Source organism: Paraburkholderia sp. PGU19 (genome assembly GCF_013426915.1).
Classification (GTDB): Bacteria; Pseudomonadota; Gammaproteobacteria; order Burkholderiales; family Burkholderiaceae; genus Paraburkholderia.
Genome location: NZ_AP023179.1, coordinates 3,558,910 through 3,575,463, shown reverse-complemented (window position 1 = coordinate 3,575,463; position 16,554 = coordinate 3,558,910). Strand labels below are relative to the sequence as shown.

General features: G+C 59.2%; 13 protein-coding genes, 6 tRNA genes and 3 rRNA genes. 14 read left to right on the top strand and 8 right to left on the bottom strand.

Translation table 11 applies throughout. The annotated features are described in order from the left end of the window. Positions 1 to 73 precede the first annotated feature (73 nt). From H1204_RS16365 to paaA, 8 genes are all read right to left on the bottom strand, one after another. Positions 74 to 739: a GNAT family N-acetyltransferase gene (locus tag H1204_RS16365; protein ID WP_180729101.1), complete on the bottom strand. Its 666-nt coding sequence runs from the start codon at positions 737 to 739 to the stop codon at positions 74 to 76. Between the two features lie 262 nt (positions 740 to 1,001). Next, positions 1,002 to 1,631, bottom strand: a complete 630-nt coding sequence (locus H1204_RS16360; RefSeq protein ID WP_180729100.1) for a TetR/AcrR family transcriptional regulator — start codon at positions 1,629 to 1,631, stop codon at positions 1,002 to 1,004. A 17-nt stretch (positions 1,632 to 1,648) separates the two neighbouring features. Continuing rightward, positions 1,649 to 2,464 carry a DUF1835 domain-containing protein gene (locus tag H1204_RS16355; RefSeq protein ID WP_180729099.1) on the bottom strand — a complete coding sequence of 272 codons (816 nt, stop codon included), beginning with the start codon at positions 2,462 to 2,464 and terminating at the stop codon, positions 1,649 to 1,651. A gap of 204 nt (positions 2,465 to 2,668) precedes the next feature. Beyond that, positions 2,669 to 3,757, bottom strand: coding sequence for a 1,2-phenylacetyl-CoA epoxidase subunit PaaE (gene paaE / locus H1204_RS16350; RefSeq protein WP_180729098.1), 1,089 nt, complete (start codon positions 3,755 to 3,757; stop codon positions 2,669 to 2,671). Position 3,758: 1 nt separating this feature from the next. Next, positions 3,759 to 4,322: a 1,2-phenylacetyl-CoA epoxidase subunit PaaD gene (paaD, locus tag H1204_RS16345; RefSeq protein WP_180729097.1), complete on the bottom strand. Its 564-nt coding sequence runs from the start codon at positions 4,320 to 4,322 to the stop codon at positions 3,759 to 3,761. Between the two features lie 28 nt (positions 4,323 to 4,350). After that, positions 4,351 to 5,154 (bottom strand): 1,2-phenylacetyl-CoA epoxidase subunit PaaC, encoded by an 804-nt coding sequence (gene paaC / locus H1204_RS16340; protein WP_180729096.1) that lies wholly within the window; start codon positions 5,152 to 5,154, stop codon positions 4,351 to 4,353. A gap of 9 nt (positions 5,155 to 5,163) precedes the next feature. Continuing rightward, a complete protein-coding gene (gene paaB / locus H1204_RS16335) occupies positions 5,164 to 5,448 on the bottom strand; it encodes a 1,2-phenylacetyl-CoA epoxidase subunit PaaB (RefSeq protein WP_180729095.1) in 285 nt (94 codons plus the stop codon). A gap of 40 nt (positions 5,449 to 5,488) precedes the next feature. After that, the gene (gene paaA, locus H1204_RS16330) at positions 5,489 to 6,487 is read right to left on the bottom strand and encodes a 1,2-phenylacetyl-CoA epoxidase subunit PaaA (protein ID WP_180729094.1); all 999 of its coding nucleotides are present in this window, start codon (positions 6,485 to 6,487) and stop codon (positions 5,489 to 5,491) included. A gap of 160 nt (positions 6,488 to 6,647) precedes the next feature. Here paaA and H1204_RS16325 point away from each other — a divergent pair, with 160 nt between their 5' ends. The 14 genes from H1204_RS16325 to nusG all read left to right on the top strand — a co-directional run bounded on the left by H1204_RS16325 (position 6,648) and on the right by nusG (position 16,484). Beyond that, complete coding sequence (locus tag H1204_RS16325; protein ID WP_180729093.1) at positions 6,648 to 7,916, top strand: SGNH/GDSL hydrolase family protein; 1,269 nt, start codon at positions 6,648 to 6,650, stop codon at positions 7,914 to 7,916. 3 nt (positions 7,917 to 7,919) lie between these two features. Beyond that, positions 7,920 to 8,177 carry a hypothetical protein gene (locus H1204_RS16320; protein ID WP_180729092.1) on the top strand — a complete coding sequence of 86 codons (258 nt, stop codon included), beginning with the start codon at positions 7,920 to 7,922 and terminating at the stop codon, positions 8,175 to 8,177. A 185-nt stretch (positions 8,178 to 8,362) separates the two neighbouring features. Next, positions 8,363 to 9,893, top strand: a 16S ribosomal RNA gene (locus H1204_RS16315). 66 nt (positions 9,894 to 9,959) lie between these two features. Further along, positions 9,960 to 10,036, top strand: a tRNA-Ile gene (locus H1204_RS16310). 50 nt (positions 10,037 to 10,086) lie between these two features. After that, positions 10,087 to 10,162: transfer RNA gene (locus H1204_RS16305), tRNA-Ala, on the top strand. 307 nt (positions 10,163 to 10,469) lie between these two features. Continuing rightward, a 23S ribosomal RNA gene (locus H1204_RS16300) occupies positions 10,470 to 13,349 on the top strand. Between the two features lie 208 nt (positions 13,350 to 13,557). Then, positions 13,558 to 13,671: ribosomal RNA gene (gene rrf, locus H1204_RS16295) — 5S ribosomal RNA — on the top strand. The 16S, 23S and 5S rRNA genes sit together here with 5 tRNA genes alongside, the layout of an rRNA operon. Positions 13,672 to 13,814: 143 nt before the next feature. Further along, positions 13,815 to 13,900: transfer RNA gene (locus H1204_RS16290), tRNA-Tyr, on the top strand. A 46-nt stretch (positions 13,901 to 13,946) separates the two neighbouring features. After that, positions 13,947 to 14,020 (top strand) — tRNA-Gly (locus tag H1204_RS16285). A 20-nt stretch (positions 14,021 to 14,040) separates the two neighbouring features. Next, positions 14,041 to 14,115: transfer RNA gene (locus H1204_RS16280), tRNA-Thr, on the top strand. A 65-nt stretch (positions 14,116 to 14,180) separates the two neighbouring features. After that, complete coding sequence (gene tuf, locus H1204_RS16275; protein ID WP_028371383.1) at positions 14,181 to 15,371, top strand: elongation factor Tu; 1,191 nt, start codon at positions 14,181 to 14,183, stop codon at positions 15,369 to 15,371. Between the two features lie 62 nt (positions 15,372 to 15,433). Next, a tRNA-Trp gene (locus tag H1204_RS16270) sits at positions 15,434 to 15,509 on the top strand. A 35-nt stretch (positions 15,510 to 15,544) separates the two neighbouring features. Then, positions 15,545 to 15,925: a preprotein translocase subunit SecE gene (gene secE / locus H1204_RS16265; protein WP_007578365.1), complete on the top strand. Its 381-nt coding sequence runs from the start codon at positions 15,545 to 15,547 to the stop codon at positions 15,923 to 15,925. Between the two features lies 1 nt (position 15,926). Further along, complete coding sequence (nusG, locus tag H1204_RS16260) at positions 15,927 to 16,484, top strand: transcription termination/antitermination protein NusG (RefSeq protein ID WP_007578364.1); 558 nt, start codon at positions 15,927 to 15,929, stop codon at positions 16,482 to 16,484. Positions 16,485 to 16,554 lie beyond the last annotated feature (70 nt).

The window sequence follows — 16,554 nt, the reverse complement described above, 5'->3', positions numbered from 1 at the left end:
CGGGCGTGATGCGCAAAAGAAAAGGGCGGCTCGGTGAAGAGCCGCCCTTTGGCGATGTTTTTTGCGCTGAAGCTTACGCAGCGATCGCCGTCGGAATGAACGATTCGATCAGCTTCGACGTGTTGCGCGCCTGGCGCTTGAGCACATAGTCGAACACGGCGGCCTGTTCCTGCAGCATCTCAGAGATGATGCTGTTCTGATCAGCGGGCGAGAGCGTCAGATAGGCGTCCGCTTCGCCGTACGCGTACTCGATCTTCATGCCAGCCTTCTTGGCGATGTGCATCATGGTCGTGTTGCGCGACAGGCAGTGGATGTACAGCGTCGTGACGTGCGAGTTGCGGCTGCGGATGGAGGCGCGTTCGAAAAGCTTCGTACCGATACCTTGGCCGCGCACGCTTTCCGACACCGACACGCCGAATTCCGCGGTCCGCGTGTCGCCTTCAGCGGGCAGATACGCCAGGTGGGCGACGCCGACCAGTTGCAGATGACGGTCGAACACGCCGAACACGGTGTCGCGGCTGAAATCCAGCATGCGAACGTAGTTTTCGATGACGTGGTCCGGCGTGACCTGACCGAAGCGAAGCAGGCGATCGTCTTCGTCGAGTTCAAGGAAGTGAGCGAGCAGACGCTCGCGGTCTTTCTCGCTGAGTTCCCGGATCAGAACAGGCGCGCGGCCAGCGACGTTCAGCAAGCGATCGACAACGATCGGCTCGGCGGCGCGGACAGTTTGCAGATTCATAGTGGGTTCTCCTTTTGGCTATGCGACATGATGCGACGCAACAAGCATTCTAATGGAAAACCCGAGGTATCACTGGGGAAAACCCTGAGACAAGCCGAGGATGCAGTCTAAAATTATGCGTGTCTTGTTTTATGTTGTTGATTTTTAATCATAATTTATGGTGCTGTCGCGCGCCGTGGCTGCGTCGTCTTGTCACAACGACGGCACGATATTTGCTGCGCGACAGCCTCCCATCAAGGCTGGGTGCGTGGCGGCGCGGACCTCAACGACCGTCAGCGCCACCGTCCGATGCACGCGCGGCCAGCCCGTGATCGACCATCGCGACGACCTGTTCCGCGAATTCCCGATAGCCCATCCGGCCGCCCGGCTTCAGCCAGGTGAACGTCCAGTTGATCATCCCGAAGACCATCATCGTGAGGGCCGTCTGGTTTTCGCGCGCCACGCGCTCGGGGTACGCGCGCGCCAATTGCCGTGCGAACGCGGCGACCACGTCGCGCTGACGGTTCAGGACGATCTCGCGCTGCGACTCGACCAGATATTTGACGTCGTTCAACAGCGCAACGTGCCGGCTGTGCGACGTCTCGTACTCGGAAAGGAACGCGCGGATCAGCTCGGCGAAGGTCTCGCGTTCGGTGAGTCCGCGCCGCTGGCTCGCGCCTTCGACCTCGGCGATGATCAGCATCAGTCGCTTCGTGTAGCGGTCGAGCAGGTCGAAGAGAATCGCTTCCTTGCTCTCGTAATAGTGATAGAGGCGCGCTTTCGACGTGCCGCTCGCCGCAGCCAGATCGGCCATCGACGTGCTGGGGTAGCTCGTTTGAGCGAATTTTTCGGCGGCCAGATCGAGGATCTGGTCGCGCTGACTTTCATGGTCTGGGGCTCGTGTACGGGCCATGATTATTCTGGTTGGTCTTATACGGGAGAAAGGGTTGTGCGCGTGACGTGCATTTCGAGCGAGCGCCAGTCATCCGCGTCGCCGCGCAACTGCAACTGGCCAGCGGCCGCAAGCTCGCGTAGCCGCCACAGCACGAGGCTGTCGCTGACCAGCAAGCCGTTATCGGCCGCCATCACGCATGCGGCGACGCGCCCGGCGGACTGCCAGCCTTCGACGGCGTGCTCGACGATCAGCGCGTCCAGCTCGGCGAACGTGCCAGTCGTAAAGGTGTTGTCGTGCCAGCGGCGCAGTTCGGCATCGATGAGTTTCAGTTCCTGCCATTCGAGCGCAAGCCTGCCGATACGCAGCACCGAAATCGGCGCAACGCCGGGCAGGCGTTTTTGCAGCAGATCGGGCGCGAACATGCCGACTGAGGTCGCGCGATCGGCGCGGTGTAGCGGGGCGCTGGCGTCGCCCGTCAGCTCGTCGATCGACAGACGCACTTCGTTGAGCCGCTGCGGCATCTCGCGCAGATGGAAGCACACGCGGCGCAGCGTCAACTGATCGGCGGCGCTCTGGCCGTGCCACACGACCACATGCGTCGTACCGTCGACCACCGCTTTCAGTTCGTTCGCTTGCTGTTCCAGCTCGGCGAGAAAATCGCGCGCGGTGTCGCCGATGACGCCTCCCCAAAAGTCGGCGCGTACCTGCGGCGTATCGTCGATGCCTTGCAACGGGCCGACGGCGAGATCGTCGCGCAACGCCAGCACGATATCCGTCCGGCGCGCCTGATCGAGCGCCTTGCGCAGAGAATCGGCGGCGACGTCGCCATTGGTGATGTGGATCGTGCTCATGGTCATTGACGGGCGGTTTGCACGCGCTTCGGGCGCAATGCGAAGCGCAGTTCGATCACGCAGTTCAGTCAGGTAACGGAAAAAGGCCGCCCGTCCGGGGAATGCGTTTCCCGTGACGAGCGGCCCCTAGTGTAAGCGGATCGCGTGTGTGCCGAAAGCGACGATGCGCACGTTCGGTGCACGGCGCACTGCGCCATGCGGGCATCAGCGTTCGTCGTAGCTCACCACCACCTTGTCGCTGACCGGATGGCACTGGCAGGTCAGCACGTAGCCGTCGCGGATTTCGTGCTCTTCCAGCGTGTAGTTCTTTTCCATCTTCACTTCGCCTTCGAGCACCTTCGCGCGGCAGGTGCAGCAGACGCCGCCCTTGCATGCATACGGCAGTGCCAGTCCGGCGCGCAGGCCCACGTCGAGCACGCTCAAGCCCTGATACGGCAGCCGCAGCTTGCGTTTCTTGCCGTCGAGGACGATTTCGAGGTCGGCGGTCGGGGTATCGTCGGTAATTTCCGCGACGGGCACGCCCGCCTGCGGCAGCGGCGTGCCGAAACGCTCGACGTGCACCTTCGCCTGCGGCACGCCCGCTGCCTTCAGCGCGGCTTCGGCGGCATCCATCATCGGCCCTGGGCCGCAGATGAAGGCTTCGTCGATCGAATCCACAGGTACCAGCGTCTCGAGGAACGACTCGCACTTCGCCTGATCGAGCACGCCGTTGAACAGCTCGACGTCCTGGATATCGTCGGATAGCACGTGATACAGCACGAAGCGGTTCATGAACCGGTTCTTCAGGTCTTCGAGCTCTTCGGCGAACATGATCTGATCGACGCTGCGATTGCCGTAGATCAGCGTGAACGTGCTGCGCGGCTCGATTTCGAGCGTCGTCTTGACGATCGCCAGCACGGGCGTGATGCCTGAGCCGCCCGAGAACGCGACGTACTGCTTGCCGTGATCGGCGTTCAGGTGCGTGAAGAAGCGGCCGTCGGGTGTCATCACGTCGAGCATGTGGCCGGGTTGCAGCGTATCGAACGCGAAGTTCGAGAAGCGGCCGCCGCGCACGCGCTTGATGCCGATGCGCAACTCGCCGTCGCGGTCGTAATCGGTGACGCCGACGCAGATCGAATACGAACGGCGCGTTTCTTCGCCGTCGATATGCGTCTTCAGCGTGACGAACTGGCCCTGCGTGAAGCGATACTGCTCGCGCAGTTCGGCGGGGACTTCGAAGGCGACGGAGACCGCATCGGCGGTTTCGGGCCGCACTTCCCTGATGCGCAGCGGATGAAATTGCGGGGTAGCCATATCAGTACGGTTTGAAATAGTCGAAGGGTTCGCGGCAGTCGACGCAGCGGTACAGTGCCTTGCAGGCCGTCGAGCCGAATTGCGCGAGGCGTTCGGTGTGCTTCGAGCCGCAGCGCGGGCAGGCGGGCGCGGGCAGCGAGCGCGGGACGAAGCGGATCACTTTCTCTTTCGATCCAGCGTTCGCGGTGGGCTCGCCGCTGCCACAGTTGCCCGTCGGCGGCGCGATGCCGTAGGCGCGCAGCTTGTCGCGGGCGTCGTCGGTGATCCAGTCGGTGGTCCAGGCAGGTGCCAGCACGGTTTCCACGCGATACGGCGCGAAACCCGCCGCATCGAGCGCATGGCCGATGTCTTCCGCGATCTGCGACATCGCCGGGCAACCCGAGTAAGTCGGCGTGATGACGATTTCGAGCGCGCCGTCGGCGGCGTGGCGCACGTCGCGCAGAATGCCCAGTTCGCGGATCGACACGACAGGGATTTCCGGGTCGGGCACGGCTTCGAGCACGGCCCACGCCTGGGCGAGCGCGTGATCCGGTGCAACGGCGGCTGTTTGAGCGGTCGACATCATCGTGGGTTTCACCTGTTGGATCGACGGATTACCAGCTTGCGCCCGGATGCTGGCGCGCGAGGCTTTGCATTTCGGCAAGCAGGAAGCCCATGTGCTCCGAATGCTCGCCGTGCTTGCCCGTCGTGATGTGCCTGACGGGTTCGGGCAGTTTCAGCGTCGCTTCGTCGAGCGCGGCGCGAACGTCTTCGAGCCACACGGCTTCGATTTCGGACGTCTTCGGTCCGACACCGGCGGCGGCGATCGCGTCTTCCGTCGCGTCGGCGCTGAAAAATTCGCGTGTGTACGGCATCAGATAGTCGAGTGCAGCCTGGGCGCGGGCATGGGATTCGTCCGTGCCGTCGCCGAAACGCACCAGCCACTCGTGCGAGTGATGCACGTGATACTGCGTTTCCTTGATCGACTTGGCGGCGATGGCGGCCAGCTGTTCGTCCGACGAACCCGTCAAGGCCGACCACACATGCAGCATCAGCGTCGAGTACAGGAAGTTGCGAACGATCGTGACCGCGTAGTCCTTGTCGGCCCGTGCCGTGCCCGCGAGCGGCCCGACATGCGGAAGCTCGGCAAGCGTGTAGTTCGCGAACTCGCGCTCGGCGCGGAAGAACGCGTAGTCGTCTTCCGTGCGGCTTTTGCCAGTCAGCGTCTTTTCCAGATCGGCGGCGTGCGTGTACAGCAGGCGCGCCTGGCCGACCAGGTCGAGGCTCATGTTCGACAGCGCGATGTCTTCTTCGAGAATCGGGCCGTGGCCGCACCATTCCGCGTTGCGCTGACCGAGGATCAGCGCAGTGTCGGCGAGGCGCAGCACGTAGGCGAGGTGTTGGGGCGTGATAGTCATGACTCGCGCTTACATGTGGTTGACTTCGTCGGGCAGCTGATAGAACGTCGGATGGCGATAGATCTTGTCGCCCGCCGGTTCGAACAGTTCCGCCTTGTCGTCGGGCGCCGATGCCGTGATCGCCGAAGACGGCACCACCCAGATGCTGACGCCTTCCTGGCGGCGCGTGTAGACGTCGCGCGCCATGCGCAGCGCCATCGACGCGTCCGACGCGTGCAGGCTGCCGCAATGTTTATGGTCGAGTCCCTGCTTGCTGCGCACGAAGACTTCCCAGATCGGCCATTCCTTGTTCATCGCTATCTCCTTCCAGTCCTTCCAGATTCGGGGGCGCCACTCAGGCGGCGTGTTGCTGCGCGCGCTGGCGCTGTTTTTCGGCATGGGCGAGCGCGGCTTCGCGGACCCAGGCGCCGTCGTTGTGCGCCTTCACGCGCGTGGCGAGGCGTTCTTTGTTGCACGGGCCATCGCCGTTCACTACTCGCCAGAATTCATCCCAGTCGAGGTCGCTGTAGTCGTAGTGGGCGCGCTCTTCGTTCCACTTCAAGTTCGGGTCCGGCAGCGTGACGCCCAGCACCTTCGCCTGCTCGACGGTCGCGTCGACGAATTTCTGACGCAGGTCGTCGTTGGTGATGCGCTTGATGCCCCACTTGGCCGACTGGTTGCTGTGGACGGAATCCTTGTCGCTCGGGCCGAACATCATCAGCACCGGATACCACCAGCGGTTCACGGCCTGCTGGACCAGTTCGCGCTGCGCGTCGGTGCCTTTCATCATTGCGAGCAGTGCGTCGAAGCCCTGGCGTTGATGGAACGACTCTTCCTTGCAGATACGGATCATTGCGCGTGCATACGGACCATACGTACAGCGGCACAGCGGAATCTGGTTCATGATCGCCGCGCCGTCGACCAGCCAGCCGATCACGCCGACGTCCGCCCAGGTCGGCGTCGGGTAATTAAAGATGCTCGAGTACTTCGCCTTGCCGGAGTGCAGCCCGTCGATCATCTGGTCGCGCGACACGCCGAGCGTTTCAGCCGCGCTATACAGATAGAGACCGTGGCCGCCTTCGTCCTGCACCTTTGCCAGCAGGATCGCCTTGCGCTTCAGGCTCGGCGCACGCGTGATCCAGTTTCCTTCCGGCAGCATGCCGACGATTTCCGAGTGCGCGTGCTGTGAGATCTGGCGCACGAGCGTCTTGCGGTACGCGTCGGGCATCCAGTCTTGCGGTTCGATCTTGCCGTCGGCTTCCATCACCGCGTCGAAACGGGCCTGCTCGGGTGAGCTGGCAGCCGCGTCGAGCGGAGCGACGTTGCCGGGGATGTCGAGGGATTGCGTGTACATGTAGAACGCTCTCGTCATGAGTAAGTGTGTGTTCGGCAGTATAAACCAACCGTCCGGTCGGTTAATAAATTTTTCGAGATAGCAGGGTAGGGGTTTGCACTATGCAATCGTGCACAATGGGCGGCTTGTGTCCTCAACCATTTTTCACCGATCAGTCTCAATGACCACTCGTTCTCTCGCCGTCGTGTGTGGCGCGGTTCTGTCTTCCTTTCTGCTGGCGTCGGCTCCCGTTTCCGCCGCCGATAGTCCGACGCCCTGGGTCACCGCCTGGGCGACCGCGCTCCAGCCGATTCCGCAAATATCCAATCCGCCGCCGTTGTATCGGACGCCTGACGTTGCGGAGCGGACGCTTCGGCAGATTGTGTATCCGACGCTTTCTGGCGAGGTCGCACGCATCCATATAAGTAATGCGTACGGGAAAGCGCCGCTTGTCATTGACGAGTTACGGATCGCGCGATCGGGTGCCGGCGCGGCCGTCCAGCCTGGGACGGAGGCGCGGGTGACTTTCGGCGGAAAGCCGGCCGTTAGCGTGCCGCCGGGCGGCGAAATCGATAGCGATCCCGTCCGCGTCCGGATTTCAGCCGGCGTGCCATACGCGGTCAGCAGTTATATGGGGCGCGAGCAAAAACTGATCGCGTGGCATCGCGTGTCGAGCCAGGTCAACTATCTGTCGACGCCTGGCAATCATGCCGGCGACACCTCCGCCGACGCTTACCGGCAGCGGATCACCCAGTTCGCGTGGGTAACGGGCGTGCAGGTCGAGGCGCCTTCGTCGGCGACGATTGCGGCGATCGGCGATTCGATTACGGATGGGATGCGCTCGAGCCTGAACCAGAACCGACGCTGGCCGGACGCGCTGGCGCGAAGGGTGGCGCAGAGCGGTGACAAGTCGGTGGCGGTCGTCAATCTGGGGATTAGTGGAAACCGGCTGCTGACGGATTCGCCCTGCTACGGGGACGCGCTCGCGTCGCGCTTCGGGAGGGACGTGATGGCTCAGCCGGGCGTGAAGACGGTGATCCTTCTGATCGGCATCAATGACATCAACTTCGCTGCGATGCCGGCGCATGGTGGGCTGGATTGCGATGCTCCGCATACGCAGGTGACGGCGGACAGCCTGATCGCGGGTTACAAGCGCGTGATTGCGGCGGCGCATGCTCGCGGGGTGCGGATTTTCGGCGCCACGTTGACGCCGGCGGCACTGCCGCCGCAGCGCGAGGCGATTCGCACGGAGGTGAATCAGTGGATCCGGACGAGCCACGCGTTCGATGGCGTCGTGGACTTCGACGCCGCATTGCGCGACCCCGCCAATCCGACGCGCCTGCGGCGCTCGTTCGACAGCGGAGACCAGATCCATCCCAGCGACGCAGGCTATTCGGCGATGGCCGACGCGATTCCGTTGCAGCCGGTGCTCGGCGCGGCGATGAAATGACCCTTGAAAAAACTTTGGGTCACACCCTTGTCACGGGGCGCGGGATGGCCTAACATTCGCGTCCTCGTTGAGCAGCAGGCAGTTGGATGCGACGCAACGGGGCCGCGGCAGAAACGGCGCGGTCGTGAAGTCAGCAGGGTTTTTCAGGCGATGCTAAAAAAACCGGTTGACGAAACGAAAAAGGTTCTTCATAATCTCGTTTCTCTGCTGCTGACGCAGCAACGCGGTGAAAGCAAGGCGCTTCCCGCGAATGTTCTTTAACAATCAACAGCCGATAAGTGTGGGTGCTCGATGGCGAGCGCGCGGTGATCTTCGGGTCACTGATAGCGAAAGTAATCGAGTCTCACACAGAAGTAATTGAGGAAGGTTCGAGAAATCGAATCATTCGTCAGTGATTTTGAGTGAGCGACCGGTTCTTAAATGAACCGAAAAACAGTAACAGGTTTGAACTGAAGAGTTTGATCCTGGCTCAGATTGAACGCTGGCGGCATGCCTTACACATGCAAGTCGAACGGCAGCACGGGGGCAACCCTGGTGGCGAGTGGCGAACGGGTGAGTAATACATCGGAACGTGTCCTGGAGTGGGGGATAGCCCGGCGAAAGCCGGATTAATACCGCATACGCTCTGTGGAGGAAAGCGGGGGATCTTCGGACCTCGCGCTCAAGGGGCGGCCGATGGCAGATTAGCTAGTTGGTGGGGTAAAGGCCTACCAAGGCGACGATCTGTAGCTGGTCTGAGAGGACGACCAGCCACACTGGGACTGAGACACGGCCCAGACTCCTACGGGAGGCAGCAGTGGGGAATTTTGGACAATGGGGGCAACCCTGATCCAGCAATGCCGCGTGTGTGAAGAAGGCCTTCGGGTTGTAAAGCACTTTTGTCCGGAAAGAAAACCGCTTCTCTAATACAGAGGCGGGATGACGGTACCGGAAGAATAAGCACCGGCTAACTACGTGCCAGCAGCCGCGGTAATACGTAGGGTGCAAGCGTTAATCGGAATTACTGGGCGTAAAGCGTGCGCAGGCGGTTCGCTAAGACCGATGTGAAATCCCCGGGCTTAACCTGGGAACTGCATTGGTGACTGGCGGGCTAGAGTATGGCAGAGGGGGGTAGAATTCCACGTGTAGCAGTGAAATGCGTAGAGATGTGGAGGAATACCGATGGCGAAGGCAGCCCCCTGGGCCAATACTGACGCTCATGCACGAAAGCGTGGGGAGCAAACAGGATTAGATACCCTGGTAGTCCACGCCCTAAACGATGTCAACTAGTTGTCGGGTCTTCATTGACTTGGTAACGAAGCTAACGCGTGAAGTTGACCGCCTGGGGAGTACGGTCGCAAGATTAAAACTCAAAGGAATTGACGGGGACCCGCACAAGCGGTGGATGATGTGGATTAATTCGATGCAACGCGAAAAACCTTACCTACCCTTGACATGTACGGAATCCTGCTGAGAGGTGGGAGTGCCCGAAAGGGAGCCGTAACACAGGTGCTGCATGGCTGTCGTCAGCTCGTGTCGTGAGATGTTGGGTTAAGTCCCGCAACGAGCGCAACCCTTGTCCCTAGTTGCTACGCAAGAGCACTCTAGGGAGACTGCCGGTGACAAACCGGAGGAAGGTGGGGATGACGTCAAGTCCTCATGGCCCTTATGGGTAGGGCTTCACACGTCATACAATGGTCGGAACAGAGGGTTGCCAAGCCGCGAGGTGGAGCCAATCCCAGAAAACCGATCGTAGTCCGGATCGCAGTCTGCAACTCGACTGCGTGAAGCTGGAATCGCTAGTAATCGCGGATCAGCATGCCGCGGTGAATACGTTCCCGGGTCTTGTACACACCGCCCGTCACACCATGGGAGTGGGTTTTACCAGAAGTGGCTAGTCTAACCGCAAGGAGGACGGTCACCACGGTAGGATTCATGACTGGGGTGAAGTCGTAACAAGGTAGCCGTATCGGAAGGTGCGGCTGGATCACCTCCTTTCCAGAGCTTCGCGCTTCACAAGTTGAGCGCTCACACTTGTCGGCTGTTAATTGAAGACAGGCTCAGGGGTCTGTAGCTCAGTCGGTTAGAGCACCGTCTTGATAAGGCGGGGGTCGATGGTTCGAATCCATCCAGACCCACCAGCGTCTTGTCTGCGGTGGCTGATCGCAAACCCCCTGTGTACTGTGTGACTGGGGGATTAGCTCAGCTGGGAGAGCACCTGCTTTGCAAGCAGGGGGTCGTCGGTTCGATCCCGTCATCCTCCACCAATCCTCAATGCCTAGCGTTCAGTGCGAACCGAGTGCTATGCATTGGCGATTGAGCCAGTCAGCGAATGATGTAAGGCATAGCGCTTTATATCGGCTGTCGTTCTTTAACAATCAGGAAGAAGTAGTAAAGAGATTCACGAAAGCGTGCTTAGAGATGGGCGCGTGAGTAGGTGAATCAGGGTTGTGATTGTATCAATGTATTTTTTGAGTTCATCGAAAGACGAACCTGGAATACGGCACAACGCGAATACTCAACCTGTAGCGAGTGAGTCTGGCGTGGCAACACGAAGAGACACACCCGTTATAGGGTCAAGCGAACAAGTGCATGTGGTGGATGCCTTGGCGATCACAGGCGATGAAGGACGCGGTAGCCTGCGAAAAGCGGTGGGGAGCTGGCAAACGAGCTTTGATCCACCGATATCCGAATGGGGAAACCCGGCCCGTATGGGTCATCCATGGCTGAATACATAGGCCATGCGAAGCGAACGCGGTGAACTGAAACATCTAAGTAACCGCAGGAACAGAAATCAACCGAGATTCCCAAAGTAGTGGCGAGCGAAATGGGACCAGCCTGTACTCTTTATCTTTGCTGTTAGCCAAACGCTCTGGAAAGTGCGGCCATAGTGGGTGATAGCCCCGTAGGCGAAAACAGCGAGGAAGAACTAGGTGTACGACAAGTAGGGCGGGACACGTGAAATCCTGTCTGAAGATGGGGGGACCATCCTCCAAGGCTAAATACTCGTGATCGACCGATAGTGAACCAGTACCGTGAGGGAAAGGCGAAAAGAACCCCGGGAGGGGAGTGAAACAGATCCTGAAACCGCATGCATACAAACAGTCGGAGCCTCGCAAGGGGTGACGGCGTACCTTTTGTATAATGGGTCAGCGACTTACATTCAGTGGCGAGCTTAACCGATTAGGGCAGGCGTAGCGAAAGCGAGTCCGAACAGGGCGATTCAGTCGCTGGGTGTAGACCCGAAACCAGGTGATCTATCCATGGCCAGGATGAAGGTGCGGTAACACGTACTGGAGGTCCGAACCCACTAACGTTGAAAAGTTAGGGGATGAGCTGTGGATAGGGGTGAAAGGCTAAACAAACCTGGAAATAGCTGGTTCTCTCCGAAAACTATTTAGGTAGTGCCTCGTGTATCACCTTCGGGGGTAGAGCACTGTCATGGTTGAAGGGTCCATTGCGGATTACTTCGCCATAGCAAACTCCGAATACCGAAGAGTGCAATCACGGGAGACAGACATCGGGTGCTAACGTCCGGTGTCAAGAGGGAAACAACCCAGACCGCCAGCTAAGGTCCCCAAATATGACTAAGTGGGAAACGAAGTGGGAAGGCTAAAACAGTCAGGAGGTTGGCTTAGAAGCAGCCACCCTTTAAAGAAAGCGTAATAGCTCACTGATCGAGTCGTCCTGCGCGGAAGATGTAACGGGGCTAAGTCATATACCGAAGCTGCGGATGCACATTTATGTGCATGGTAGGAGAGCGTTCCGTAAGCCTGCGAAGGTGCGTTGAAAAGCGTGCTGGAGGTATCGGAAGTGCGAATGCTGACATGAGTAGCGATAAAGGGGGTGAAAGGCCCCCTCGCCGTAAGCCCAAGGTTTCCTACGCAACGTTCATCGGCGTAGGGTGAGTCGGCCCCTAAGGCGAGGCAGAAATGCGTAGCTGATGGGAAGCAGGTCAATATTCCTGCACCAGTGTGAAATGCGATGGGGGACGGATCGCGGAAGGTTGTCCGGGTGTTGGAAGTCCCGGTCGCTGCGTTGGAGAAGGTGCTCTGGCAAATCCGGGCACGGAATTCAAGGGCGTGGCGCGAGCTCTCTAGGGGGCGAAGCAATCGGAAGGGGTTCCAGGAAAAGCCTCTAAGCTTCAGTTTCACATTGACCGTACCGCAAACCGACACAGGTGGGCGAGATGAGTATTCTAAGGCGCTTGAGAGAACTCGGGAGAAGGAACTCGGCAAATTGGTACCGTAACTTCGGGATAAGGTACGCCCCTGTAGCTTGATGCCCCTGCGGGCAAAGGGTGAAGGGGTTGCAATAAACTGGTGGCTGCGACTGTTTAATAAAAACACAGCACTCTGCAAACACGAAAGTGGACGTATAGGGTGTGACGCCTGCCCGGTGCCGGAAGATTAAATGATGGGGTGCAAGCTCTTGATTGAAGTCCCGGTAAACGGCGGCCGTAACTATAACGGTCCTAAGGTAGCGAAATTCCTTGTCGGGTAAGTTCCGACCTGCACGAATGGCGTAACGATGGCCACACTGTCTCCTCCCGAGACTCAGCGAAGTTGAAGTGTTTGTGATGATGCAATCTCCCCGCGGCTAGACGGAAAGACCCCATGAACCTTTACTGTAGCTTTGCATTGGACTTTGAACCGATCTGTGTAGGATAGGTGGGAGGCTATGAAGCGTGAACGCCAGTTTGCGTGGAGCCGTCCTTGAAATACCACCCTGGTTTGTTTGAGGTTCTAACCTTGGCCCGTGATCCGGGTCGGGGACAGTGCATGGTGGGCAGTTTGACTGGGGCGGTCTCCTCCCAAAGTGTAACGGAGGAGTACGAAGGTACGCTAGGTACGGTCGGAAATCGTGCTGATAGTGCAATGGCATAAGCGTGCTTAACTGCGAGACCGACAAGTCGAGCAGGTGCGAAAGCAGGTCATAGTGATCCGGTGGTTCTGTATGGAAGGGCCATCGCTCAACGGATAAAAGGTACTCTGGGGATAACAGGCTGATACCGCCCAAGAGTTCATATCGACGGCGGTGTTTGGCACCTCGATGTCGGCTCATCTCATCCTGGGGCTGTAGCCGGTCCCAAGGGTATGGCTGTTCGCCATTTAAAGAGGTACGTGAGCTGGGTTTAAAACGTCGTGAGACAGTTTGGTCCCTATCTGCCGTGGGCGCTGGATATTTGAAGGGGGCTGCTCCTAGTACGAGAGGACCGGAGTGGACGAACCTCTGGTGTACCGGTTGTCACGCCAGTGGCATCGCCGGGTAGCTATGTTCGGAAGAGATAACCGCTGAAAGCATCTAAGCGGGAAACTCGCCTTGAGATGAGATATCCCCGGGGCTTCGAGCCCCTTGAAGGGTCGTTCAAGACCAGGACGTTGATAGGTCAGGTGTGGAAGCGCAGTAATGCGTTAAGCTAACTGATACTAATTGCCCGTAAGGCTTGATCCTATAACAGGTGTGTCTCGACCCGCGTTAGCGCTTTAGCGCTTACGCGGGTCCGATCCCCGAAGGGGATGCGTGTGAACCCCCCAGCGGGGTGAGCAGGACGCACAGGTTGAGATCCGTGTTGTGCCAGAAACAACACAACCCATACCCTCTTTACGCTTCTTCCAGATTGGCTGTGGCGCACCACAATGCGACGCAGCAACCCGTCATGCCTGATGACCATAGCGAGTCGGTACCACCCCTTCCCATCCCGAACAGGACCGTGAAACGACTCCACGCCGATGATAGTGCGGATTGCCCGTGTGAAAGTAGGTAATCGTCAGGCTCCTTACCCAAGACAAGACCCCGCCCTCAAAAGCGGGGTCTTGGCGTTTGTAGCTCTACTATAAGTGAGAGCCTATGGGTTTCGAGCGGTCAAGAGCCACTTGACAAGATGTAATCGCTCCCCCATAATCATCAGTTCTCTGCGGAGGGGTGCCCGAGTGGCTAAAGGGGGCAGACTGTAAATCTGTTGGCTTACGCCTACGTTGGTTCGAATCCAACCTCCTCCACCAGATTTCAAAGTGCTGTAACGTAGTTGTCGGGAATCGATAGATCCTTGCGGGTGTAGCTCAATGGTAGAGCAGAAGCCTTCCAAGCTTACGACGAGGGTTCGATTCCCTTCACCCGCTCCAGCAAGCAAAGTAGACGTAGCGCCCATGTGGCTCAGTGGTAGAGCACTCCCTTGGTAAGGGAGAGGTCGGCAGTTCGATCCTGCCCATGGGCACCAGCTAGTACCAAAGTGATTGTTTGCGCCCGGCGCAACGTACGGAAAAATCCTCTTAGGAGTCGAAAATGGCCAAAGGTAAGTTTGAGCGGACCAAGCCGCACGTGAACGTCGGCACGATCGGTCACGTTGACCACGGCAAGACCACGCTGACGGCAGCGATCACGACGGTGCTGACGGCAAAGTTCGGCGGTGAAGCAAAGGCGTACGACCAGATCGACGCAGCGCCGGAAGAAAAGGCGCGCGGCATCACGATCAACACGGCACACGTCGAGTACGAAACGGCTAACCGGCACTACGCACACGTCGACTGCCCGGGCCACGCTGACTATGTGAAGAACATGATCACGGGCGCAGCGCAGATGGACGGCGCGATCCTGGTGTGCTCGGCTGCTGACGGCCCGATGCCGCAAACGCGTGAGCACATCCTGCTGGCGCGTCAGGTCGGTGTGCCGTACATCATCGTGTTCCTGAACAAGTGTGACATGGTCGACGACGCCGAACTTCTCGAGCTGGTCGAAATGGAAGTGCGCGAACTCCTGTCGAAGTACGACTTCCCGGGCGACGACACGCCGATCATCAAGGGTTCGGCGAAGCTGGCGCTCGAAGGCGACAAGGGCGAGCTGGGCGAAGTGGCGATCATGAACCTGGCCGACGCACTGGACACGTACATCCCGACGCCGGAGCGCGCGGTTGACGGCGCGTTCCTGATGCCGGTGGAAGACGTGTTCTCGATCTCGGGTCGCGGCACGGTGGTGACGGGTCGCGTCGAGCGCGGCATCGTCAAGGTCGGCGAGGAAATCGAAATCGTCGGCATCAAGCCGACGGTGAAGACGACCTGCACGGGCGTGGAAATGTTCCGCAAGCTGCTCGACCAGGGTCAGGCAGGCGACAACGTCGGTATCCTGCTGCGCGGCACGAAGCGTGAAGACGTGGAGCGTGGCCAGGTGCTGGCCAAGCCGGGTTCGATCACGCCGCACACGCACTTCACGGCTGAAGTGTACGTGCTGAGCAAGGACGAAGGCGGCCGTCACACGCCGTTCTTCAACAACTACCGTCCGCAGTTCTACTTCCGTACGACGGACGTGACGGGCTCGATCGAGCTGCCGAAGGACAAGGAAATGGTGATGCCGGGCGACAACGTGTCGATCACGGTGAAGCTGATCGCGCCGATCGCGATGGAAGAAGGTCTGCGCTTCGCAATTCGCGAAGGTGGCCGTACCGTCGGCGCAGGTGTCGTCGCCAAGATCATCGAGTAAGCCAGCTAGTTCTCGTTGATCGGTTGTTTCGGGGTTGGCGATGCCGCCGACCCCAATGGTTTAGGGGTATAGCTCAACTGGCAGAGCGTCGGTCTCCAAAACCGAAGGTTGGGGGTTCGATTCCCTCTGCCCCTGCCAACTCTCGCGTCGCATGTGGCGCTCGTTAAGGTGTTATGGCGAATCCTTCCGTCGAAACTGTTAATACTTCCAGCGACAAGCTGATGCTCGTCGCCGGCGTATTGTTGGTCTTGGCCGGGTTCGTGGGGTTCTTCTGGCTGAATGGCCAAGAGTGGTACGTCCGCGGAGCAGCTCTGGCTGTCGGACTGATCGCAGGCGTCGCAGTCGGTCTTCTCTCAGCGCCCGGCAAAGGTTTTATCGCGTTCGCCAAAGATTCGTACAAAGAAGTCCGTAAGGTTGTCTGGCCGACCCGCAAGGAAGCAAGTCAAACGACTTTGGTGGTTTTCGGGTTTGTACTGATCATGGCGGTGTTCCTCTGGATTTGTGATAAATCCATCGAGTGGACAATTTTCTCGGCGATTCTGGGTTGGAAATGATATGAGTGATATTCCGGCATCCCCGAGCGGAAAACGTTGGTACGTAGTGCACGCCTACTCCGGCATGGAGAAGAGCGTGCAACGTGCGCTTCAGGAGCGCATTGAACGTGCTGGCATGCAGGACAAGTTTGGTCAGATTCTCGTCCCGACGGAAGAGGTTGTCGAGGTGAAGGGCGGCCATAAGTCGGTGACCGAACGTCGTTTCTTTCCGGGCTATGTGCTCGTCGAAATGGAGATGACGGACGAGACGTGGCACCTCGTGAAAAACACGGCAAAGGTGACCGGTTTCGTGGGCGGTGCGCGCAATCGTCCCAGCCCGATTTCCCCACGGGAAGTCGAGAAGATCATGTCGCAGATGCAGGAAGGCGTTGAGAAGCCACGCCCGAAAACCCTGTTCGAAGTGGGCGAGATGGTTCGCGTAAAAGACGGTCCATTTACCGACTTCAACGGCAGCGTCGAGGAAGTGAACTACGAAAAGTCGCGAGTCCGTGTATCTGTGACAATTTTCGGTCGTGCGACGCCGGTCGAATTGGAATTCGGTCAGGTCGAAAAGCTGTAAGTCAGGTTTCGCGGATCGCGCCAAACGGCGCGGTCCGTCTTTCGCGCTTACGGTCCGCGTAATGGCCGTT

Excerpts from the sequence above, each read along its gene's own strand:
- paaB (WP_180729095.1), bottom strand. The coding sequence starts at position 5,448 with ATGAACAAGGAATGGCCGATCTGGGAAGTCTTCGTGCGCAGCAAGCAG.
- paaA (WP_180729094.1), bottom strand. The coding sequence starts at position 6,487 with ATGTACACGCAATCCCTCGACATCCCCGGCAACGTCGCTCCGCTCGAC.
- H1204_RS16355 (WP_180729099.1), bottom strand. The coding sequence starts at position 2,464 with ATGAGCACGATCCACATCACCAATGGCGACGTCGCCGCCGATTCTCTG.
- nusG (WP_007578364.1), top strand. The coding sequence starts at position 15,927 with ATGAGTGATATTCCGGCATCCCCGAGCGGAAAACGTTGGTACGTAGTG.
- H1204_RS16325 (WP_180729093.1), top strand. The coding sequence starts at position 6,648 with ATGACCACTCGTTCTCTCGCCGTCGTGTGTGGCGCGGTTCTGTCTTCC.
- secE (WP_007578365.1), top strand. The coding sequence starts at position 15,545 with ATGGCGAATCCTTCCGTCGAAACTGTTAATACTTCCAGCGACAAGCTG.
- tuf (WP_028371383.1), top strand. The coding sequence starts at position 14,181 with ATGGCCAAAGGTAAGTTTGAGCGGACCAAGCCGCACGTGAACGTCGGC.
- paaE (WP_180729098.1), bottom strand. The coding sequence starts at position 3,757 with ATGGCTACCCCGCAATTTCATCCGCTGCGCATCAGGGAAGTGCGGCCC.
- H1204_RS16360 (WP_180729100.1), bottom strand. The coding sequence starts at position 1,631 with ATGGCCCGTACACGAGCCCCAGACCATGAAAGTCAGCGCGACCAGATC.
- H1204_RS16365 (WP_180729101.1), bottom strand. The coding sequence starts at position 739 with ATGAATCTGCAAACTGTCCGCGCCGCCGAGCCGATCGTTGTCGATCGC.
- paaC (WP_180729096.1), bottom strand. The coding sequence starts at position 5,154 with ATGACTATCACGCCCCAACACCTCGCCTACGTGCTGCGCCTCGCCGAC.
- paaD (WP_180729097.1), bottom strand. The coding sequence starts at position 4,322 with ATGATGTCGACCGCTCAAACAGCCGCCGTTGCACCGGATCACGCGCTC.